Source organism: Streptomyces huiliensis (assembly GCF_020037025.1).
Lineage (GTDB): Bacteria > Actinomycetota > Actinomycetes > Streptomycetales > Streptomycetaceae > Streptomyces > Streptomyces huiliensis.
Window position 1 is genome coordinate 58,362 of record NZ_JAIQLH010000031.1, and the last position, 18,991, is coordinate 77,352.

Sequence of the window (18,991 nt, forward strand, 5' to 3'; positions counted from 1 at the left end):
CGCCTCAATCGCTGATACTCGGATGTCCCCCGCTCGACCGCAGCCATCGATGATCGGCGCAGCCCACGATCCCGTACTTCCTGCGCCGTTTCTCCCAGCGCTCAAGGGTGCGCGCCCCGACATGGGCGACGCCCAAGAGCAGCTTCGCCTCCTCGGGCCTCAGCGCCGACAACTCGGCTGCCTTCGCCTCCCGCCGCTCGGTCAGCGTCGTACGGTCCGGGTCGTACTCGGGCCGCGGCTCTCCCGGCTCGGGACGGAACGGATCACCGCTCCGGAAACCGCAGTTGATCTCCATCAGGTGAGCGAAGCGCTGTTCCATCAGAGGGCGCTTCTCCGGCTTCACGTCACTCCACGAAGCCAGCTGACGCCCGCGGTTCGCCCCTTCCGCCGCCGTACGCGAGGACGGCCTGCACCGCGGGTGATTGACCAAGAAGCGGAAGCTCACCCGCTGACGCTCACCGTCCGCCCGCACCAGCTGGACCCGCCCCAGATGTGGCTCCTGCCGCTCGACCAGCCACTCCACATCGTCGAGCAACACGCCTGCTCCAGCCGAGAGATCCAACGCGGCAGCCCCGTTCACGAGACACCTCCCGCCCGCACCACCCGCGTCCGGTCCGTCAACGGTTGCGAGAGGTCGATCCCTAGCCTGCGGTGCCACAACAAGTGCAGCAGCTGGGCACGCGCCACAGGCCAGTACGCCTGCGCAGCCGCCAACTCCCCGAACGTCACACCGCCCTCGGCCTGAGCCAGCAGATCACCCTGGACACCGAGCACGTCACGCGTCGGACGGCGCTTTCCGTACAACGCGCCGAGTGTGGACCGCACATGGGGCCGCCACTCAGCCGCGACCACGTAATGCCACCCGCAGGCCACCGCCACTTCATCGACCGCCGCGAAGGACTCCAAGTTCTCGGGCGCGATCAGATGCCGGGGCCGGACATCGATCAGCCAGGTATCTGCCCGCGTGACCGCGAGGAAGTCGGGCGTGTGCCTGCGCCACTTCTCCGCCGAACGAAACCGAATACGCAGGGGCTGCGCCAGCACCTCGACCAGATCGCCGGCAAAGTCCAGGGCGACGAGGAACTGATCCTCTTCGAGGCTCTCGAACCCATGCAGCCGGCCGGTGGCCATCAAAGACTCCAGACCAGGCCGGTGCTTCTGCTCCCGCCTCCAGGTGAACCCTCGCATCGGCCCACGACTCGCCACCGGTACCTGTCCCAGGTGCCGGACCGGACCCGTCACCTCGTCCCCGGCGTACTTCCAGGTCGCGGTCCACCGGTCCGCCCAGCCGACGGACAGATCCAGGTCACCCCGCCCCGCATCCAGTGAGACCGGCACCAGCAGATCCGTCCACATACACCGGTGGGACCACAGGGGCTCATCCGCGTCCGGCGACGTGTCCGGGCGGGTCCCCGGCCCTCCGCCAGCCTGCATGTGACTCATGACCCCAGGTAAGCGCTGCACCTCGCTGTGGGCGGCCAGTCTTCAGGGTTGGCGACAACTTGCCCGCAAAGAGCAGGGGACGCGTCAAGAAGGATGCGAATCTGACGACAGTTGTCCTGCTCAGCCCCTCAAGAAGCGCCAGGTCGGGGCATCGATTTCAAGAAATCTACCGTGCTCAGTCTCACCCCCCCCGTCAGCGCTTCGGCCAGTGCCACGCCGGCTCGTCGAGGAGGCCCTGGCCGCGGATGGTCGTCCGGCCGGACTCCTTCACCAGTTCGACGATGTGGGCGCCGGGGGTGAGGGCGGTCGTGAGGGGGTGGGCGTGGGTGACGGTCACGACCTGGGAGCGGCGGGACGCGGCGTGGATGAGGGCGGCCAGGGGCGGCAGCAGGTCGGGGTGGAGGCTGGTCTCGGGCTCGTTGAGGACGAGGAGCTCCGGCGGGCGCGGGGTGAGGAGGGCCGCGGTCCAGATCAGGTAGCGCAGGGTGCCGTCGGACAGCTCGGCCGCGGTGAGCGGGCGGAGCAGCCCGCGCTGGCGCAGCCGCAGCTCCAGCCGCCCGCCGAGCGGCTCGATCTCCACCCGGCTGCCGGGGAAGGCGGCGTCGACCGCCGCGTCGAGCCCCTCGGCGTCGCCGATCTCGCGGATCGTCTGCAGGGCGGCGGCCAGGTCCGCACCGTCCCCGGCGAGCACCGGGGTGCGGGTGCCGATCCGGGCCTCGCGGGCGGGGGCGTGCGCGTCGGTGCGGACGTGGTCGTAGAACCGCCAGGCGCGGACGCGTTCGCGGACCGCGAGGACGTCGGGGGCATGCTGCGGGTCCGCGACCTCGCTCAGCATCGAGTCGTACGCGCGGATCCGGCCGCTCCGGCGGTGCCAGTCGCCGTCCGCCGAACGCACCTTGACGTACGGGCCCTTGCGCTCGGACAGCAGGGCGGCGGGGCGCAGCACCGGGCCGCTCCAGATCGCCTCGGCCTTGATCTCTGGGTCGAGGGTGAAGAGCGACCCTGGGTGGCCGGCCGCGCCGCCCGGGTAGCCGAAGTCGACCGCGTACCCGAAGTCGTCGCCCGCGAAGCCGAGGCGCAGGGCGGCGGCGTCGTCGCCGCGGACGATGCCGCCGGCCTTCTCGGGCCCCGCCCACAGCGCGGACGGCAGCCCGCCCTCCCGGGCGAGCGCCGCGACCGCGCCGCCGCGCGCCGCGTCGGCGAGCAGCCGCAGCGAGCGGTACAGCGACGACTTGCCGGTGCCGTTGGCCCCGGTCACCACGGTGAGCGGACCGAGGGGCAGGACGAGGCGGCGCAGCGAGCGGTGGTTCTCGACGGCGAGGGTGGTGATCACGGCTTCGAGCGTACGGAGGGGGTCTGACAACCGCCGTCCGTCAGGCCCCGGGGCCCTCGGGCGCGGGAACCAGCTTGCGGATGGTCAGCGGCTCGGCGAGGACCTCGTCCAGCACCTCGGCGACGTGCCGGAAGTGCGGGGTGGTGAAGTGCTCGGCGAGCGCCTCCGGGCCCGTCCACTGCTCGACGATCACCATGCGGGCGGGGTCGTTGGGGTCGGTGTAGGGGCGGTAGGCGAGGCAGCCGGGTTCGTCGAGGGACGGCTCGATCATCGCTTCCAGAGCGGTGCGGAGCCGGTCCTCCTTGCCGGGGGCGGCCAGGCATTCGGCGACGACGAAGAGGGTCATGGCGGGTACTCCTGATGGTCGGAGGGCTGGTCGAAGGGTCGGTATGGGGGGTTGTCGAAGGGGTTACGGGCGGGCGGGGCCGGTGCCCGCGCCCGTCGTGGTGATGGCGGTGGCGATCTCCTCCAGGTCCGCCGCCGTCAGTGTCACCGACGCCCCGCCGATCCAGCCGTCGATCTGGCCGGGCGTGCGGGCGCCGGCGATGGCACCGGTGATGCCGGGCCAGGCCAGCACCCAGGCGAGGGCGGTCTCGGCGACGGTGGCGCCGTGCCGCGCGGCCACCGGCCGCAGCGCGTCGGCGAGGCGGAGGTTGGCGGCCAGGCCGGTGGTGAAGTCGTGGTGGCCGGTCCGCCAGTCGTCGGCGGGGAGGTTCGCGGCGCGTTCGGCGGAGAAGGCACCGGTGAGCAGGCCGGACTGGAGCGGGGAGTAGGCGATCACGCCCGTCCCGTGGGCGTGCGCCCAGGCGATCTCGGCCGCGGCGGAGCGGTTGATCGCCGAGAACGGCGGTTGGATGGCGTCCACGTGGGCGATCCGCTCGGCGGCGGCCAGCTGCTCGGCCGAGTGGTTGGACAGGCCGATCGCCCGGACCTTGCCCTCGGCCTTCAGGTCGGCCATGACCTGCCAGTACTCCTCCAGCGGAGTGGCGTTCGGCGAGACGGCGCCGAAGCCGCCGCCCGCGTACTCCAGCGACTCGCCGGTGTCCGGGTAGTGCACCTGGTAGAGGTCGACGTACTCGACGCCGAGCCGGCGCAGCGAGTCCTCCAGCTCCCGGCGTACGCTGGCCGGCTTCATGATCCGCCGGGGCGCGGCCTCCGGGTGCTCCGGGTCCCAGACCAGGCCGGCCTTGGTGAAGAGGTACGGGCGGTCGGCCTCGGGCAGGCCGGCGACGGCCTTGCCGACCAGCTCCTCGGCGTGGCCGAGGCCGTAGACGGCGGCGGTGTCGATCCAGTTGACGCCCGAGGTGACCGCGTGCCGGATCGCGGCCACCGACTCGGCGTCGTCGGTGGCGCCCCAGCCGAAGCGCCAGCCGGGTCCGGCCACGACCCAGGAGCCGAGGCCGAGGCGGGTGATGTCCATGCCGGTGGTGCCCAGGGGGAGGGTGGGGAGGTTCGGGAGGGAGGTGCTGGTCATGTCAGGGCTCCTCAAGGGGGATTTGGTCTTCGGTGGCACTCACTCTCGCCGTCCGGCGGCGGCCCACCCAGTGGCAGCCGGTGCCTGGGCACGGCGTGACCAGGCTCGGACGGCGACAGCGGGCGGCGGGGGCGGGGATACTCGCCGCATGGCACTGGACAGACGCGCGGAGTTGGGCGAGTTCCTGCGATCCCGCCGGGCCCGGCTGCGCCCCGCGGAACTGGGACTTCCGGACTACGGAGGACGGCGGCGCGTCCCCGGGCTGCGCCGGGAGGAACTGGCCCGGCTGGCCGGGGTGAGCGTCGACCACTACGTGCGCCTGGAACAGGGGCGCACCCTGCACTTCTCCGAGGCGGTCCTGGACGCGGTCGCCCGCGCCCTGCGCCTGGACGCGGTCGAACGCGAGCACCTGTACCGGCTGGCCCGCCCCTGGTCGGACGCCGACCAGCCGGACGGACCGGCGCCGGCCCAGCGGGTACGGCCGGGGCTGCGCCGGCTGCTGGACTCGGCGGAGGACGTGCCGGCGTACGTCGTGGGACGCAACACCGACGTCCTGGCGTGGAACCGGCTCGCCGCCGCCCTGATCACCGACTTCGGCGCCCTCCCGCCGCGGCAGCGGAACCTGGCCCGCCTGGTCTTCCTCGACGAGGGCGTGCGCGGCCTGTACGCCGACTGGCGCGGCAAGGCGAGCGACGTGGCCGCCTACCTCCGGCTCGACGCCGGACGCCACCCGGACGATCCGGCGACGGCCGCCCTGCTCGCCGAACTCTCCGCCGACAGCCCGGAGTTCCGCGAGGCGTGGGCCGAGCACCGGCTCAAGGACAAGACGCACGGGCGGTATGTGTACCTGCATCCGGTGGTCGGGGAGCTGGATCTGGGGTTCGAGACGCTGCGGCTTCCCGACGATCCGGATCAGGCGCTCATAGCTCATACGGTGGAGGAGGGGTCGGCTTCGCAGGTGGGGTTGCGGTTGCTGGCGGCGTGGGCTCGGGAGAGCTTGCCGGCTGGGCGGTGAGGGTGCCCCCTCTGGGGGAGTTTGAGGACAACCGCGCGGTGCGCGGTTTCGGGGGTGCGGGGGCTACGCCCCCCCCCGCAAGAAACGGTGAAAGGGCGGGGCAGGGGCAACCCCCACGCCGGCACCGCCGGCGATCAGCAGGCGCGTTGATACTCGACCTGGGCGATCGGTGTGCCGTCTCCGTAATCGACGTCACGGACGGCGCCGCTCTCGGCGAAGCCGCACTTGACGTAGAAGCGCCGGGCGCGAGGCGTATCGCGCACGGTCCACAAGTGGACCCGAGCGTGACCGCCGGCGCGCAGCCGCCGCAGCGTCGCGGTCATCAGCGCACCCGCGACGCCGCTGCCCCAGCTGTCGGGATGCCCGTAGAAGCTGTAGAGCTCCGCGAGGCCGGGGCGGGTCGCAGAAGGGAGAGAGAAGGACAGCGCCAGGGGCCGGCCGTCGAGCGAGGCGAGCAGAAGCGTGCCCGTACCCTCCGCGATCCGCGCGTGCCACCGCGTGCGCCGGTCCTGTGTGGCGCTCGCGACGAACTCCGGCGCGTAGAACTGTCCGTACGCCGCCTCCCACGCCGCCGCGTGGATCTCGCCGAGGGCGTCCCCGTCCGCCGGCTCGGCGTCGCGTATGTCGATCACCGCGTCAGCGTACAACGCCTGCGCATGCGGTGAGTTGAGCGGAGGAAGCGTCAACGGTTCCGCCCCTCCCAGTGTTTACACCGTCAGTACGAGCGTCCCGGCCGCGAGCGCGAAGTAGCCGCCCGGAAAAGCGATGTTGTGGAAGGCGCGGGCGCGGACGTGAAAGACCAGCGCGCCCGCGTAGAAGAGGACGAGCCCCACGGCGGCGGCGACGCCGAGGGACCGGGCGCCCAGGAGGCCGAGCAGGAGGCCCGCGGCGCCGGCCGCCTTCAGGGTGGCGAGCAGGGGGACCCATGACCGCGGGACGCGCACCTCGGCCGAGTTGGCGAGGACGAACTCGGCCCGGGCGTAGTCGGCGGCGGCGATGGCGGCGTTGGCGGTGATCGCGAGGAGGGTGACGACGACGTGTGCGATGGACATGCGGAACCAGTCCCATTCGTATCAGGGGAGGGCGGCCGGCGGTTGCCCCGCAAGGTTCCGCCGCGGGCCCGGTTGGCGTCCAATACCTGCGTCCATAACCTGGCGGAATGGATGTCGACACCCGTCTGCTCCGCTCCTTCGTCGCCGTGGCGGAGGAGGGAGGCGTCACGCGCGCCGCGGAACGGCTGTTCGTCTCCCAGCCGGCGCTCACCAAGCAGATCAAGCAGTTGGAGAGCAGGCTCGGGACGCCGCTGTTCACCCGGTCCCGCGCGGGCATGACGCTCACCGGCCCCGGCCGCGTCCTGGCGGAGCGGGCGCCCGGCCTGCTGGCCGGCTGGGACGCCGCTCTGCGGGAGACCCGCCGGGCGGCCGGGCGGGCCGCCCGCGTGCTGCGGGTCGGCTTCCTGGCCAGCGCCGCCAACGAGGCCACCCCGCGGATCGTGGCCGAGTTCGCCCGCCGCCGGCCGGGCTGGCGGGCGGACATGCGGCAGGCCGCCTGGTCGAACCCGACCGCCGGGCTCGCCGCCGGCGACGTGGACGTGGCCCTCCTGCGGCTGCCCTTCCCCGGGCAGGAGGCGCTGCGCGTCGAGGAGCTGTTCGCCGAACCGCGCTGCGTGGCCCTCGCCGCCGGACATCCGCTCGCCGCGCGGGAGTCGATCGACTTCCGGGAGCTGTGGGACGAACCGTTCGTCGCCGCCCCCGCCGAGACCGGCCCGTGGCGGGACCACTGGCTGGCCGTCGACGAGCGCGACGGCCGGGCGGTGCGGGTGGGGGCGGTCACCGATCAGCCCGATGAGTGGCTGAGCGCGATCGCCAACGGCTATGGCGTCGCCCTCGCGCCCGCGTCCGCCGCGCGCTTCTACGCTCGGCCGGGGGTGGTGTACCGGGCGGTGCGGGGGGTCGGTCCCAGCCGGGTGGGGGTGGCGTGGGCGGTGGGGGATGACGCCGATCCGGTCGTGCGGGATTTCGTCCGCTGCTGTTTGGACGTCGGCGGGGGGTAGGTGCTTGGGGGTCCTGGAGGTTGGGCCCCCGTTTCCCCCAGCCCCCCTTGGCGGCGCGGCCGCGCCGCCGGGACCCGGGACGGAGTCCCGGGCGTCAAGCCCCCGCTCCCCCCGGAAAGAAATCCGCACTCCGCGCATAAGCCATCGCCGCCACGAGCTCTGGTACCGGACACGAGCTCTGGTACCGGAAACGGGAGGTCAGTGACGATGCAGGCCGGATTCCGTCCGCGAGGACCCGCCGGCCGGCTCCGCCTCCGTCCGCGAGGACCCGCCGGCCGGCTCCGCCTCCGCCGGCGGATCGTCCCCTTCCGGCGACTGTCGGCTCCCGGCGGTGCCCAGCGCGACGGCGAGGACGAGCGCGGACAGTGCGGTCGCGCCCGCCAGCACGCCGTACAGCCCCTGGGTGACGGCCGCGCCGACCGCCGCCCGCGCGGTGTCGGGCAGGCTCGCCACGGACTCGGGGGAGAGGCCGTTCCCGCCGGTCAGCCGCTCGGCCGCCGGCCGGCCGAGGTGCGCGGTGAGGTCGTCGTCCAGGCGGGCGGCGTAGACGGCACCCAGGACGGCGGTGCCCAAGGTGCCGCCGATGGTGCGCAGCAGCGTGACCGTGCCGGCGGCGGCGCCCATGTCGCGCGGGGGCGCGCTGCGCAGGGTGGCGAGGGTCGCGCTCTGCATGGCGGTGCCGAGTCCCGCCCCGAGCATGGCCGTCAGCGCCGAGGCGACGTACGTCGGCGTGTTCGCGTCGAGGGCGAACAGCAGCGGCGCGCCGACGAGCATGAGCGCACCGCCCGTGACCGGGATCCACCGGGCGTGCCGGAACCGCCCGTCGAGCCGGCCGACCGTGAGCTGTGCGGCGAGCATGCCCAGCATCAGGGGCAGCAGCAGCGTGCCGCCCGACGTCGACGAGGCGCCCCGCGCGAGCTGCAGGTACTGCGGGAGGTAGCTGACGACGGCGAGCATGACGGCGCCGGTGAGGAAGCTGAGGATCTGTGCCGAGGTGAACGAGCGGCTGCGGAACAGCCGTGGCGGGACGACGGGTTCGGCCGCCCGCCGTTCCGCCCGCGCGAATCCGGCGAGGGCGATCGCGGCGACCGCGCCGAGGGCGGTGGTCTGCGGTGACAGCCAGGCGTAACGGGTGCCGCCCCAGCTGCCGAGGAGGGTGAGGGCGAGGATCGCGGTGGTCAGCAGCGTGATGCCGGCGACGTCGGCGCGCGCCTTGACGCGTGCGCCGGGACCGGGCAGCCGTACGCCGGCCACGGTCGCCGCGAGGACCACCGCTCCCACGGGCAGGTTGACGTAGAACGCCCAGCGCCAGCCGACGTGGTCGGTGAGGAACCCGCCGAGCAGCGGACCGCCCACGAAGGCGACCGGCATCATCACGCCGATCATGGACTGGGAGCGGCCCCGGTCCTCCGGTGCGACCAGGACGCCGATGACGGACAGCGCCCCGACCATCAGGCCCCCGCCGCCCAGCCCCTGGACCGCGCGGAAGGCGATCAACTGCCCCATGTCCTGGGCCATCCCGGACAGCGCCGAGCCGGCCAGGAAGAGGACCACGGAGGCCAGGAACGCGCCCTTCCGGCCGTAGAGGTCGCCGATCTTGCCCCAGAGCGGGGTGGCGGCGGAGGCGGTGAGGAGGTACGCGGTGACCACCCAGGAGAGGTGGTCGACGCCGCCGAGGTCGCCGACGACCGTGGGAAGGGCGGCGCTGAGGATCTGGCCGTCGAGCGCCGCCAGGAAGATGCCGAGCATCAGTCCGAAGACGCCGAGGCGGGGGAACGGCCGGGGCGGCGCGGGCTCCGGTCCGTCCTCTGAGGTGGTGACCATGGGTTCCCCCGGAGAAGGGTCGAGGTGTGCCCGTGTGACGGGCGGGGTCGGTTTCGTGCCGCGGGCGGCCACGCCGGGCCGGCCGGCCGCCGCGGCGGAAGGTGCCTCAGGCGGCGGCGGTGTACGGGCTCTCGCGCCGCGCGGAGCGCAGTGCGCGCGCCCACCAGGCCAGTTGGTCCAGTAGCGACGTGGCGGCGGCATCGGCGCGCGGGTCGACCGGGTGGCCGTCGGCGTCGAAGGGGCCGTCGGAGAGCTGGAACGAGACGGTGTCACGCAGGGTCGCCGCGTCGAGTTCCGCCAGGACCAGCCGGAGCTGCTCGACGGCGCGCAGGCCGCCGGACCGGCCTCCGTAGGAGACGAAGGTGACGGGCTTGGCCTGCCATTCCCGGTGGTGCCAGTCGATGGCGTTCTTCAGCGGGGCCGGGAAGCTGCGGTTGTACTCGGGTGTGACGACGACGAAGCCGTCCGCCGCCGCCAGCCTGGGCGAGACGGCGGCGAGGAGCTCCGCGGCGCCTTCGGGGGCGGGACCGCCGAAGGCGGGGAAGACGGTGGGCAGCGGGGTCTCGACGAGGTCGACCAGATCGCCGTCCATGTCGTCCCGCTCGGCGAGGCGGCCCATCACCCAGCGGGCCACGACCGGGCCGAAGCGCCCCTCCCGGGTGCTGCCGTTGAGGACGGCGATGCGCAGGGGACCGGCGGCGGCAGGAGTGGAGGAGACGGGAGCAGCGGATGTGTACATCGTATCCATGGCGTACAACGTACACACGCGTGTGTACGACGTCTACCGTTGATACGCTGTATACGGCAGTCGGTCGGGATGGTGGACAGGGAGCGGCGAATGGCGGGCAAGAGCGGCGCGGGCGGCACCGACGGACGCGGCGCGGCCGGAGGTGCCCCTCCCGCCCCCAGCCTGTGGGAACGGCTCGAACGTCCCGCCCCCGCGCCGCGTCCCGCCGCGCTCAGCCCCGCGCGCATCGCCGCCGCCGCGGTCGCCCTCGCCGACGCGGAGGGCCTGGAGGCCGTCACCATGCGCCGGCTCGCCGCCGACCTGGGAGTGGCTCCCATGGCCGCCTACCGCTACGTGTCCGGAAAGGACGAACTCATCGCGCTGATGGTCGACTTCGTCCACGGCGAGATGGAGCTGCCGGACGGCACCGAGGACTGGCGGAAGGTGATGCGCGCGGTCGGCCTGCGCACCCGCGCCCTGATGCTGAAGCACCCGTGGACGGTCCGGGCCGACCACTTCTCACTGACGCCGAACCAGTTCGCCGTCACCGAACGGGCCCTCACCGCCCTGGGCGGCCTCGGCCTGGACGCCGACACGATGATGGCCGTCTTCCGTACGGTCTCCGCGTACGTGCACGGCGCCGTCGGCTCCGAAGTCGGCCTGTCGCTGATGATGCGCAAGCGCGGCTGGCGCACGGGGGACGAGGCGCGGGAGGGCCTGGCCCCCGAGATGACCTGGCTCATGAACACCGGGCGCTACCCCGCGACCCACCAGTACCTGACGGAGGCCCGGCGCAAGGACGACGCCGAGTGGCGGTTCGAACTCGGCCTGGACTGCGTGCTCGACGGCGTCGCCGCCCGGCTGGGCATCTGAGGCGGACGGGCGGCGAACGGAACCGACCTGACAGGCTATGCGGCGGCCACCGGACCGCGAGCCCGCCGGCCGCTAGCATCCCGCCGCATGACCCTGCGCAGACAGGACGGGTACGAGCTCTCCACCGACCCCGGCCGCCTCGACGTCGGTCTCATCCACCACTGGCTGTCCACCGACGCGTTCTGGGCGATCGGCCGCAGCCGGGAGACGGTCGAGAAGTCCGTCGCGGCCTCCCTCAACTTCGGGGTCTACGACCCCGAGGGGCGGCAGGCCGGTTACGCCCGGGTGGTCACCGACCTGGCGACGTTCGGCTGGCTCTGCGACGTCTACGTCGCCCCGGACCACCGCGGCCGCGGCCTCGGCGCCTGGCTCGCGACGGCCGTCCGCGACCACCTCGCCCCGTACCGGCTCAAGCGCCTGCTGCTCAGCACCAAGGACGCGCACGGCCTCTACGCCCAGGTGGGGTTCGGGCCCGTGCGCGACCCGGACTGGCTGATGATGATGAGCTTCGAGGGCGGCCACCCGCGTCCGGACGCGGCCGACTGAGGTCCGCGAACGGTCGGCCGACGTCCGCGAGCGGCCGGGCGTGCCCGGGCCGACTCAGGCCGCAGTGTCCGCCGCCGTGCCGGCCGGGGCGTCCGGGGGCAGGACGCGGCGGGCGCCCCAGGCGCCCAGCGGGGCGAGGGCGTCGTTCAGGGAGCGCCCGTCCTCGGTGAGCGAGTACTCGACCTTCGGGGGAACGGTCTCGTGTACCCGCCGGTGGACGATGCCGTCCAGCTCCAACTCCCGGAGCTGCTGGGTGAGCACCTTCTCGCTCACGCCCGGCAGGGACCTCCGCAGCGCCCCGAACCGGCGGGCCTCCTCCCGGAGTTCCCAGAGGATGAGCACCTTCCACTTGCCTTCGATCACATGCATGGCGGCGTCGATCGGGCAGTGGTACGGCATCAGCTTGGTCATTCCCCCATCGTCCCGCACCGCACCCGCACCCGCTTCCGCGCCGCTCGCGAGCCGACGGTCGCCGGCCGTCGGTCAGGCGGCGTACGGGCGGGCGGCCCGGGCCTCGCGGAGCGAGACGGCCCACCAAGTGAGCTGGTCCAGCAGGACCTTCGCCGCCCCGGCCGCCCGCACGCCCGCCTCCTCGTCGAGGTGCCGGCCGGAGGCGTCGAACGCTCCCCACGGGTTGTGGAAGCTGACGGTCTCGCGGATGGTGACGGCGTGCAGCTCCGCCAGGACCTGCCGCAGGTGCTCGACCGCCCGCAGTCCGCCGGACAGCCCGCCGTAGGAGACGAACGCCACCGGCTTGGCCTGCCACGGGGTCGCGTGCCAGTCGATCAGCTCCTTCAGCGAGGCCGGGTAGCTGTGGTTGTACTCGGGCGTGACGATGACGAACGCGTCGGCCCGTTCGAGCCGTGGCGTCACCGCGTCCAGCAGCGCCGCGTCCTCCGGACCCGGCCGGGGGCCGAGCCGGGCCGGGAGCGGGTGCTCGGCGAGGTCGATCACGTCGACGTCGATGTCGTCCCGCTCGGCGAGGTGGGTGCCGAGCCAGCCGGTGACGGTCGGGGCGAAGCGGCCGTCGCGGGTGGAGGCGACGATGACGGCGAGGCGGTAAGGGGCGTGGGACATGGCGGTTCCTCCGGGGAACGGCTACGGGTGGGGGTACGCCCGGTGCCGACGGCGCGGCGGGGCGACGAGGAAGAGCTTGATACCTCAACCTTGCTGGAGGTCAAGCGCTCCCCTCGGCCCGCACGCCGCACGCCGCACGCCGCACGCCGCACGCCGCACGCCGCACGCCGCACGCCGCACGCCGCACGCCGCCCTCCGTAAGAACGCGTCAGAACGCGACGGAACGCGTCAGAAAACGTCGGGACACCACGGCCGGAGCGGCGTCCGCAGCAGCAGGTCCGCCCGCGCGGCGGCCCCCGGCCGCTCCTCGGTGACGAGTCCGGCCGCCGCCAGCCGTACGGCCGACTCGTCGCCGAGGTACAGGGAGGCCAACGCGCCCGCCCCGAGCGTGAGATCGGCGTCCCGCGATGTGGTCGTACAGGCGGCGCCCTCCGGCCCGGCGTCCAGCAGGTACCGCCCGGCGGCGTACCCGTCCGGGTCGGTGACCTCCAGGACGAGGGAGCCCTCGGCGGCGTACGTGCGCGCCGCCAGCAGCGCAGGCACGTCGAGCGGGCGCAGCCACAGGTGGTCCGCCTGGGACGTCAGCCGGGCGGCGCGCGGGTCCGGCAGCAGCAGCGGCAGGAGGTCGTCGGGGGCGCGGTCGCGGGTGGCGACGGCGGTGATCCAGTCGACGGAGAGCAGGAAGTGCCACAGGGCGCGCTCGGCGGCCGGGGAGACGGCGACGAGATCGCGCACGTTCGCCTTGTTCTCGGGCTGCATGGCGGTCCACTGCTCTTCGACGTCGTAGGTGAGCAGGCCGTCCACGCGCCCTTCCGGCGACCGGTACAGCACGTGGAACGGCTCCTTCCAGCCCATCGGGCTGGGGAGGTCGCCGGTGGCGAACCGCCACCAGCGCTCGGTGCGGTCGACCACGCCGTGGCGTGCGGCGCGCAGCCGTTCGTGCAGGCCGGGACCGTGTTCGCGGACGGTGGCGCCGTCCGCGAAGTCCACCCGCCCGCCGCAGGCCGGACCCGCGTACCGCCCGTCGAACCCGCTGCGCGCGATGTGCACCTCCCACCTGGTGGCGGTGGTGGCCGGGCCGAAGCCGAACCGCCCGTAGATCGGGTACTCGGCGGCGACCAGGGTGGCGGCGGCGTCCCCGCGCTCCTTGGCGGCGGCGAGGTCGCGCGCCATCATCCGGCTGAGCACACCGCGCCTGCGGTGGGTGGGGGAGACGGTGACGTTGGTGATCGCGTTCACCGCGAGCTGCGCGCCGCCGGGCGCCGTCAGCCGCTGCGGGTGGCTGCGGAACGTGGCGACACAGCGCCCGGCGTCGAACGCGCCTTGGGTGCGGGCGAGTTCCATGCCCGCCCCGCGCACCTCCACCTCTTCCTTGGTGGGCTCGGCGGGAACGAGGAAGCCGGTGCGCATCGCGGTGACCCAGGAGGTCAGGTCCGTGTCGTCGATGGTCCGTATGTCAAGTGCCATACGGCGTACGGTAAGCGGCCGTTCCGGGGAGCGCCCCTGATTTTCGGGGCGCCCGACGGCCTCGTCGACCGGCCTCGTCGATCGGCTTCGTCGACCGGCCTCGTCGACCGGCCTCGCCAACCGGCTCGTCGACGCTCAGAACGCCGCGCGTATCTCCCCGACCCGCTCGCCGCCGCCCAGCAGCGGTGCGTCGGCGATCCGGGCCAGGACGGGCGCCTCGACGCCCATCAGCCCCAGCGCGCGGGCCAGCACCGGGCCCAGGGCCCGCAGCGAACCGTCGTCGATCTTGAAGGCCAGGGCGCGGCCGTCCGGAAGCGCCACCGCCTGGACCGCCTCGGCGCCCATCTTCGACAGCGCACCCGGCACCTCGCGCATCAGCCAGGTGTCGGGGCGGCGGGTGCCGGCCACGTACTCCGGGTGCGCGCGCATCGCGTCCGCCACCCGTCGTTCCGGCGTCCCCGGCTCGGCGAGCACGAAGTGGCGGAAGGCGCGGGCGAGGCCGGTGAGGGAGACGGCCATCAGGGGTGCCCCGCAGCCGTCCGTGCCGACGTGCGCGACGCGCTCGCCGCTCGCCTCCTCGACGACGCGCAGGGCGAGCCGCTGGAGGGGGTGGTCGGGGTCCAGGTAGGACGTCACCGGCCAGCCGTTGGCGGCGGACGCGGCGATCATGGCGGCGTGCTTGCCGGAGCAGTTCATGGTGACCCGGTCCCTGACCTGCCCGGCGGCCAGGTACGCCTCCGCCTCGGCGGGGTCCAGCGGCAGGTCCGGCGGGGTCTGGAGATCGCCCTCGGCGAGCCCGAACTCGTCCAGCATGGTGCGGACCAGCTCCAGGTGGAACGCCTCGCCCGAATGGCTGGCCGCCGCGAGCGCCAGCCGCTCCCCGGAGAGGTCGAGACCGGCCCGGAGGACGGCCGCGGCCTGCATCGGCTTATTGGCGGACCGCGGGAAGACGGGCGCCGCGGGGTCGCCGAGCGCCAGCTCCACGCTGCCGTCCGCCGCCAGCACCACCAGCGAGCCGCGGTGGTGCCCCTCGACGAAGCCGGACCGGACGACCTCGGCGAGGACCGGACGGGTCGCGGCGTCGTCCGCCCGGGATATCGCGGGCAGGGAAGGGGTCGAGGTGCTCATGGGCCGGGCCTTCCGGGGGCGGGGACCGCCCCCGGGATGTCACGGGAGCAGGTCGTCTACTTGCGCTTCTCCTTCACGGTACCTGCGCGCGATCTCCGCACCGCAATCGTCCGCCGTCCGCTGGAGCTGCCGGCGCCGCTCGGAGACGTGCCGCTCGTACGCCGCGAGCCGGGCCAGGCCCGCCCGCAGCTCGGCGTCCGTACGGGCGCCCAGGTCCGACAGGCCGACCTCGCCCAGCATGTCCTCGGCCAGCCGCCGGTACTCCTCGGCGTGCGGCGTGCCCAGCGTCACGTGGCGGGCGGAGGAGCGGTGGGCGGACGGATCGTCCGTGAGGATCTCGGACAGCCGGTCCACCAGCAGCCGGCGGTCGGCCGACGGGGTGGCGGACGCCGCCCGGCGCTCCAGCTCGGCCCGGAGGATGTCGATGCGGCCCTGGAGCAGCCGCCGCACGTAGCTGAGGTCGGCCTCCTCCCGCCGGGCCTCCTTGCGCACCGCCCGCAGCTCCGTGAGCCGCAGCTCGCCGAGCTGCCGCACGGGAACGTCCGCGAGCCGCCCCGACCGCTGGCTCGGCGGCCTCGCGTGCAGACTGTCCACGGCGTCCCCGGCTTCCGATGCCTTCGCCCTGAGCGTTTCGAGCGTCTTTTCGGCTGTCTTGAGGTGGTCCTCGATCGGTGTGGTCATGCGGCTCCGTCCCCTCGCGCCGGGTGCGTACGGAACGCTGTGCCCGCATATCGCACCGCCTGCACGCATCGTGCCACTGTGCCCCGCCCGGCCGCAGGCCGTCTCCACCCGAACGGCCCTGAACGGGCACCCGGCATCATGGACGGCATGCGAGCCGTGGTGCAGAGGGTGAACGGGGCGTCCGTCGTCGTGGACGGCCGGACGGTCGGCGAGATCGTGGGCGAGGGGCTGTGCGTGCTGGTCGGGGTGACCCACGACGACACCCCCGAGAAGGCGGCCCAGCTCGCCCGCAAGCTGTGGTCCGTCCGGATCCTCGCCGACGAGAAGTCCTGCTCCGACGTGGGCGCGCCGCTGCTCGTGATCTCCCAGTTCACGCTTTACGGTGACGCGCGGAAGGGGCGGCGGCCTACGTGGAACGCGGCCGCTCCTGGCCGCGTGGCCGAGCCCTTGGTGGATGAGGTGGTGGCTCGGTTGCGGGAGCTCGGGGCTCGGGTCGAGACCGGGGTGTTCGGTGCGGACATGAAGGTGTCGTTGACGAACGACGGGCCGTTCACGGTGCTGCTGGAGGTGTGAGGGGGGAGGCCCCAAACCCGCCCCTTCGCCGTTTCCTGGGGCTGCGCCCCAGACCCCCTGATCGCGCCTGCGGCGCTCGTCCTCAAACGCCGGACGGGCTGGATCAGCCTGGTCCCGGGGGGTGCGGGGGCTTTGCCCCGCAAGAAACGGTGAAATGGGGGTGCCCCCTCTGGGGGAGGGACCGGGGCATCCCCTACGGCTCGACCACGACCTCCTGCGCCGCCGCCGTCCCCTCGCCCACGATCAACCCCGCGTCCACGGGAACGTTCCGCTTCACGAGCGCGAGCGCGATCGGCCCGAGCTCGTAATGCCTCACAGCGGTGGTCACGAACCCGAGCTGCCGCCCCCCGACCCCGTCGGAAGCGAGCCGCACCGGGGCCCCGTGTCCGGGCAGATGGACCTCGCTGCCGTCCAGGTGCAGGAAGACGAGCCGACGCGGCGGCTTGCCCAGGTTCTGGACGCGGGCGACGGTCTCCTGGCCCCGGTAGCACCCCTTCTGCAGATGCACAGCCGTCCCGATGAGCCCGAGCTCATGAGGAATCGTCCGGTGGTCCGTCTCCAGACCGAGCCGAGGCCGGTGCGCCTCGACGCGCAGCGCCTCGTGGGCGAGGACGCCCGCCGCGGGGCCGTGCTCGGCCGCGAAGGATTCCAGCCGCTCGCGCGGCAGGAACAGGTCGCGCCCGTGCGGCGTCTCGCGGACCACGACGTCGTCGGGGACCTCGGCGATGGAGCCGGCCGGCAGGTGGACGACGGCGATGTCGTCGGTGCGGTCGGCGACCTCGACCCGGTAGAAGAACTTCATGCTCTCCAGGTAGGCGATCAGCGCCTCCTGGGTGCCGGGTTCCACGTGTGCCCAGACCGTCGTGCCGTCGTCGACGAGGGAGAGGGCGTGTTCGATGTGGCCGTTGGCGGTGAGGATCAGCGCCTCGGTGGCCTGCCCGGGCGGCAGTTCGGTGAGGTGCTGGGTGAGGAGCAGGTGCAGCCAGCTCAGCCGGTCGTCGCCGGAGACGGCGACCACGCCCCGGTGGGAGAGGTCGACGAAGCCGGATCCGTCGGCGAGCGCGCGCTGCTCGCGGAACGGGTCGCCGTAGTGCGCGGCGACGCCTTCGTCCGGGCCCTCGGCGGGGACGGCGCCGGGCAGCGACAGCAGAGGGCTCTTCGATTGACGCAGCATGCGCCCAGCCTACGACCCGCGCGGGCGGGGACCGATGCCCCGTACGGCCCGGCCTACGACCCGGCCGGGGGCTTGCCCGCGGGCGGGTCGCCTGCGGAACAGGAGCCGCACCGGCCGAAGATCGCGAAGTGCTTCATGTCGGTGTCGAAGCCGAACTCCGCGCGCAGCCGCTCGGTGAACTCGGCGGCCACCGACAGGTTCGCCTCGATCACTCCGGTGCAGTCCCGGCAGACCAGGTGTATGTGGTCGTGCCGGTCCGCGAGGTGGTATGTGGGGGCGCCGTGGCCGAGGTGGGCGTGGCTGACGAGGCCGAGCTCCTCCAGGAGCTCCAGCGTCCGGTAGACGGTGGAGATGTTGATGCCGCCGGCCGTCTTGCGGACCTCGGTGAGGATGTCGTCCGGCGTCGCGTGCTCCAGCCGGTCCACCGCTTCCAGCACCAGCTGGCGCTGGGGCGTCAGCCGGTAGCCGCGCTTACGGAGATCGCTCTGCCAGTCGGTGTCCACCACGCCTCCAGTCTAGGCGGGCTCAGCCCACCCGGACCCCTTCCCGGACCTCTTACCGGTTCCCTTCCCGGACCCCCTTCAGGTATCCGGCCAGGGCCGCGACGGCGTCCGGGTTGCGCGGGCTCTCCACGAGGTCCACATAGTCGAGGACGAAGATCCGCTTGTTCTTCACGGCGGGGACGTCGGCCAGCGGCGGGTAGGAGAGCAGGAACTTCCGCTTCTCCTCGGCGGTGACGTCGCCGTAGTTGTTGACGACGATGACGTCCGGCTGCCGGTCCACCACCGTCTCCCAGCCGACCGTCGTCCAGGTGTCCTTCAGGTCGCTCATCACGTGATCGCCGCCGGCCTTGGTGATGATGTCGTGCGGCCCGCCGAAGGCGCCCGAGGTCACCGGCTTGTCGCGGCCGTCGTCGTAGAGGAAGACCTTGGGCCGCTTGCCGTCGGCGGGGATCGCGGCCTGCGCGTCCGCGACCTTCTTCTTGAACCCGGCGACGAGCTTCGCCGCCCGGTCCTCGACGTCGAAGATCTTCCCCAGGGTGGTGAGGTCGGTGTAGAGCGCCTCCAGCGGCGGCATCACGCCCCGCTCCTTGCCGCTGCCGCTGCGGCAGGACTCGGTGAGCACGTACGAGCCGATGCCCAGCTTCTTCAGCGCGGCGGGCGTGAAGCCGTCGCCCTCGCCGAAGCCGTAGTTCCAGCCGGCGAAGACGAGGTCGGCCTTGGCGTCGAGGACCATCTCCTTGTTGATCTGCTTCGTGGACAGCCGCTTGACCTTGTCGTAGCCGTCCTTCCAGGGGATGTCGTCCCTGCGGCTGGTCTTGTAGTCGGGCGCCACGTAGCCGGCCATGTGGTCCTCCAGGCCGAGGGCGAACATGATCTCCGCGATGCCCACGTCGTTGGTCACCACCCGGCGCGGCGCCTTGTCGTACACCGTCTTCACACCGCAGTTCTCGATGGTGACGGGGTAGTGGCCGGACGCCGAGGGCTTCTTCGCGTCGTCGGTCTTCGGATCCTCGTCCACCTGGGCGCCACAGCCGGCGAGGGCGAGGGCTGCGGTCAGGCAGACGAGGACGCGGGCAGTACGCATGGCTCGCATGGCGGGG

Annotated in this window: 22 protein-coding genes; 5 read left to right on the forward strand and 17 right to left on the reverse strand. The window is 73.2% G+C overall.

Going from position 1 to position 18,991, the window contains the following annotated elements; genetic code table 11:
* Positions 1–4: 4 nt before the first annotated feature.
* The 5 genes from JNW98_RS07190 to JNW98_RS07210 form a co-directional block, all read right to left on the reverse strand.
* Positions 5–538, reverse strand: a complete 534-nt coding sequence (locus JNW98_RS07190) for a hypothetical protein (RefSeq protein ID WP_223767240.1) — start codon at positions 536–538, stop codon at positions 5–7.
* Between the two features lie 38 nt (positions 539–576).
* Positions 577–1,356 (reverse strand): TnsA-like heteromeric transposase endonuclease subunit, encoded by a 780-nt coding sequence (locus tag JNW98_RS07195; RefSeq protein WP_223767241.1) that lies wholly within the window; start codon positions 1,354–1,356, stop codon positions 577–579.
* A 280-nt stretch (positions 1,357–1,636) separates the two neighbouring features.
* Positions 1,637–2,776, reverse strand: coding sequence for an AAA family ATPase (locus tag JNW98_RS07200; protein WP_223767242.1), 1,140 nt, complete (start codon positions 2,774–2,776; stop codon positions 1,637–1,639).
* 40 nt (positions 2,777–2,816) lie between these two features.
* The gene (locus JNW98_RS07205; protein ID WP_223767243.1) at positions 2,817–3,122 is read right to left on the reverse strand and encodes a putative quinol monooxygenase; all 306 of its coding nucleotides are present in this window, start codon (positions 3,120–3,122) and stop codon (positions 2,817–2,819) included.
* A gap of 63 nt (positions 3,123–3,185) precedes the next feature.
* Complete coding sequence (locus tag JNW98_RS07210) at positions 3,186–4,250, reverse strand: aldo/keto reductase (RefSeq protein ID WP_223767244.1); 1,065 nt, start codon at positions 4,248–4,250, stop codon at positions 3,186–3,188.
* Between the two features lie 148 nt (positions 4,251–4,398).
* Between JNW98_RS07210 and JNW98_RS07215 the strand changes: the two genes are divergently transcribed.
* A complete protein-coding gene (locus JNW98_RS07215; RefSeq protein ID WP_223767245.1) occupies positions 4,399–5,265 on the forward strand; it encodes a helix-turn-helix transcriptional regulator in 867 nt (288 codons plus the stop codon).
* Positions 5,266–5,399: 134 nt separating this feature from the next.
* Here JNW98_RS07215 and JNW98_RS07220 read toward each other — a convergent pair whose 3' ends face one another.
* Together JNW98_RS07220 and JNW98_RS07225 are read right to left on the reverse strand one after the other, a co-directional pair.
* Positions 5,400–5,897: a GNAT family N-acetyltransferase gene (locus tag JNW98_RS07220; RefSeq protein ID WP_223767246.1), complete on the reverse strand. Its 498-nt coding sequence runs from the start codon at positions 5,895–5,897 to the stop codon at positions 5,400–5,402.
* A 75-nt stretch (positions 5,898–5,972) separates the two neighbouring features.
* Positions 5,973–6,317, reverse strand: a complete 345-nt coding sequence (locus JNW98_RS07225) for a DoxX family protein (RefSeq protein ID WP_223767247.1) — start codon at positions 6,315–6,317, stop codon at positions 5,973–5,975.
* 107 nt (positions 6,318–6,424) lie between these two features.
* On the opposite strand from JNW98_RS07225, the gene JNW98_RS07230 reads away from it, so the two are divergent.
* Positions 6,425–7,318 carry a LysR family transcriptional regulator gene (locus JNW98_RS07230; protein ID WP_223767248.1) on the forward strand — a complete coding sequence of 298 codons (894 nt, stop codon included), beginning with the start codon at positions 6,425–6,427 and terminating at the stop codon, positions 7,316–7,318.
* Positions 7,319–7,516: 198 nt separating this feature from the next.
* On the opposite strand, the gene JNW98_RS07235 is transcribed toward JNW98_RS07230, so the two are convergent.
* Positions 7,517–9,142, reverse strand: a complete 1,626-nt coding sequence (locus JNW98_RS07235; RefSeq protein WP_223767249.1) for an MDR family MFS transporter — start codon at positions 9,140–9,142, stop codon at positions 7,517–7,519.
* Positions 9,143–9,248: 106 nt separating this feature from the next.
* Positions 9,249–9,890: an NADPH-dependent FMN reductase gene (locus tag JNW98_RS07240; protein WP_223767250.1), complete on the reverse strand. Its 642-nt coding sequence runs from the start codon at positions 9,888–9,890 to the stop codon at positions 9,249–9,251.
* 90 nt (positions 9,891–9,980) lie between these two features.
* Between JNW98_RS07240 and JNW98_RS07245 the strand changes: the two genes are divergently transcribed.
* Together JNW98_RS07245 and JNW98_RS07250 are read left to right on the forward strand one after the other, a co-directional pair.
* Positions 9,981–10,742, forward strand: coding sequence for a TetR/AcrR family transcriptional regulator (locus JNW98_RS07245; RefSeq protein ID WP_223767251.1), 762 nt, complete (start codon positions 9,981–9,983; stop codon positions 10,740–10,742).
* Between the two features lie 87 nt (positions 10,743–10,829).
* Entirely contained in the window at positions 10,830–11,288 is a 459-nt protein-coding gene (locus tag JNW98_RS07250) for a GNAT family N-acetyltransferase (RefSeq protein ID WP_223767252.1), read from the forward strand.
* Positions 11,289–11,342: 54 nt separating this feature from the next.
* Here JNW98_RS07250 and JNW98_RS07255 read toward each other — a convergent pair whose 3' ends face one another.
* From JNW98_RS07255 to JNW98_RS07275, 5 genes are all read right to left on the reverse strand, one after another.
* Complete coding sequence (locus JNW98_RS07255) at positions 11,343–11,699, reverse strand: winged helix-turn-helix transcriptional regulator (protein ID WP_223767253.1); 357 nt, start codon at positions 11,697–11,699, stop codon at positions 11,343–11,345.
* Between the two features lie 72 nt (positions 11,700–11,771).
* Positions 11,772–12,365, reverse strand: a complete 594-nt coding sequence (locus tag JNW98_RS07260; protein WP_223767254.1) for an NADPH-dependent FMN reductase — start codon at positions 12,363–12,365, stop codon at positions 11,772–11,774.
* Positions 12,366–12,593: 228 nt separating this feature from the next.
* Positions 12,594–13,832 carry a GNAT family N-acetyltransferase gene (locus JNW98_RS07265; protein ID WP_223767255.1) on the reverse strand — a complete coding sequence of 413 codons (1,239 nt, stop codon included), beginning with the start codon at positions 13,830–13,832 and terminating at the stop codon, positions 12,594–12,596.
* A gap of 135 nt (positions 13,833–13,967) precedes the next feature.
* Positions 13,968–14,960 (reverse strand): asparaginase, encoded by a 993-nt coding sequence (locus JNW98_RS07270; protein WP_223767256.1) that lies wholly within the window; start codon positions 14,958–14,960, stop codon positions 13,968–13,970.
* 39 nt (positions 14,961–14,999) lie between these two features.
* On the reverse strand, positions 15,000–15,641 hold the full coding sequence (locus JNW98_RS07275) for an RsiG family protein (protein ID WP_223767257.1): 642 nt from the start codon (positions 15,639–15,641) through the stop codon (positions 15,000–15,002).
* Between the two features lie 147 nt (positions 15,642–15,788).
* Here JNW98_RS07275 and dtd point away from each other — a divergent pair, with 147 nt between their 5' ends.
* Positions 15,789–16,214, forward strand: a complete 426-nt coding sequence (dtd, locus tag JNW98_RS07280; protein WP_152265805.1) for a D-aminoacyl-tRNA deacylase — start codon at positions 15,789–15,791, stop codon at positions 16,212–16,214.
* Between the two features lie 193 nt (positions 16,215–16,407).
* Here the strand turns inward: dtd and ygfZ are convergent, their stop codons facing one another.
* From ygfZ to JNW98_RS07295, 3 genes are read right to left on the reverse strand one after another with little or no spacing between them, the layout of a single operon-like run.
* The gene (gene ygfZ / locus JNW98_RS07285; RefSeq protein ID WP_223767258.1) at positions 16,408–17,388 is read right to left on the reverse strand and encodes a CAF17-like 4Fe-4S cluster assembly/insertion protein YgfZ; all 981 of its coding nucleotides are present in this window, start codon (positions 17,386–17,388) and stop codon (positions 16,408–16,410) included.
* 53 nt (positions 17,389–17,441) lie between these two features.
* Positions 17,442–17,894, reverse strand: coding sequence for a Fur family transcriptional regulator (locus JNW98_RS07290; RefSeq protein ID WP_223767259.1), 453 nt, complete (start codon positions 17,892–17,894; stop codon positions 17,442–17,444).
* Positions 17,895–17,943: 49 nt separating this feature from the next.
* Entirely contained in the window at positions 17,944–18,975 is a 1,032-nt protein-coding gene (locus JNW98_RS07295) for an ABC transporter substrate-binding protein (protein WP_223767260.1), read from the reverse strand.
* Between the last annotated feature and the right edge of the window lie 16 nt (positions 18,976–18,991).

Bases quoted from the DNA above. Each gene is read 5' to 3' on its own strand.
- JNW98_RS07195 (WP_223767241.1), bottom strand. From the start codon at position 1,356: ATGTGGACGGATCTGCTGGTGCCGGTCTCACTGGATGCGGGGCGGGGT.
- JNW98_RS07205 (WP_223767243.1), bottom strand. From the start codon at position 3,122: ATGACCCTCTTCGTCGTCGCCGAATGCCTGGCCGCCCCCGGCAAGGAG.
- JNW98_RS07210 (WP_223767244.1), bottom strand. From the start codon at position 4,250: ATGACCAGCACCTCCCTCCCGAACCTCCCCACCCTCCCCCTGGGCACC.
- JNW98_RS07215 (WP_223767245.1), top strand. From the start codon at position 4,399: ATGGCACTGGACAGACGCGCGGAGTTGGGCGAGTTCCTGCGATCCCGC.
- JNW98_RS07225 (WP_223767247.1), bottom strand. From the start codon at position 6,317: ATGTCCATCGCACACGTCGTCGTCACCCTCCTCGCGATCACCGCCAAC.
- JNW98_RS07230 (WP_223767248.1), top strand. From the start codon at position 6,425: ATGGATGTCGACACCCGTCTGCTCCGCTCCTTCGTCGCCGTGGCGGAG.
- JNW98_RS07235 (WP_223767249.1), bottom strand. From the start codon at position 9,142: ATGGTCACCACCTCAGAGGACGGACCGGAGCCCGCGCCGCCCCGGCCG.
- JNW98_RS07240 (WP_223767250.1), bottom strand. From the start codon at position 9,890: ATGGATACGATGTACACATCCGCTGCTCCCGTCTCCTCCACTCCTGCC.
- JNW98_RS07245 (WP_223767251.1), top strand. From the start codon at position 9,981: ATGGCGGGCAAGAGCGGCGCGGGCGGCACCGACGGACGCGGCGCGGCC.
- JNW98_RS07250 (WP_223767252.1), top strand. From the start codon at position 10,830: ATGACCCTGCGCAGACAGGACGGGTACGAGCTCTCCACCGACCCCGGC.
- JNW98_RS07255 (WP_223767253.1), bottom strand. From the start codon at position 11,699: ATGACCAAGCTGATGCCGTACCACTGCCCGATCGACGCCGCCATGCAT.
- JNW98_RS07260 (WP_223767254.1), bottom strand. From the start codon at position 12,365: ATGTCCCACGCCCCTTACCGCCTCGCCGTCATCGTCGCCTCCACCCGC.
- JNW98_RS07265 (WP_223767255.1), bottom strand. From the start codon at position 13,832: ATGGCACTTGACATACGGACCATCGACGACACGGACCTGACCTCCTGG.
- JNW98_RS07270 (WP_223767256.1), bottom strand. From the start codon at position 14,960: ATGAGCACCTCGACCCCTTCCCTGCCCGCGATATCCCGGGCGGACGAC.
- JNW98_RS07275 (WP_223767257.1), bottom strand. From the start codon at position 15,641: ATGACCACACCGATCGAGGACCACCTCAAGACAGCCGAAAAGACGCTC.
- dtd (WP_152265805.1), top strand. From the start codon at position 15,789: ATGCGAGCCGTGGTGCAGAGGGTGAACGGGGCGTCCGTCGTCGTGGAC.
- ygfZ (WP_223767258.1), bottom strand. From the start codon at position 17,388: ATGCTGCGTCAATCGAAGAGCCCTCTGCTGTCGCTGCCCGGCGCCGTC.
- JNW98_RS07295 (WP_223767260.1), bottom strand. From the start codon at position 18,975: ATGCGTACTGCCCGCGTCCTCGTCTGCCTGACCGCAGCCCTCGCCCTC.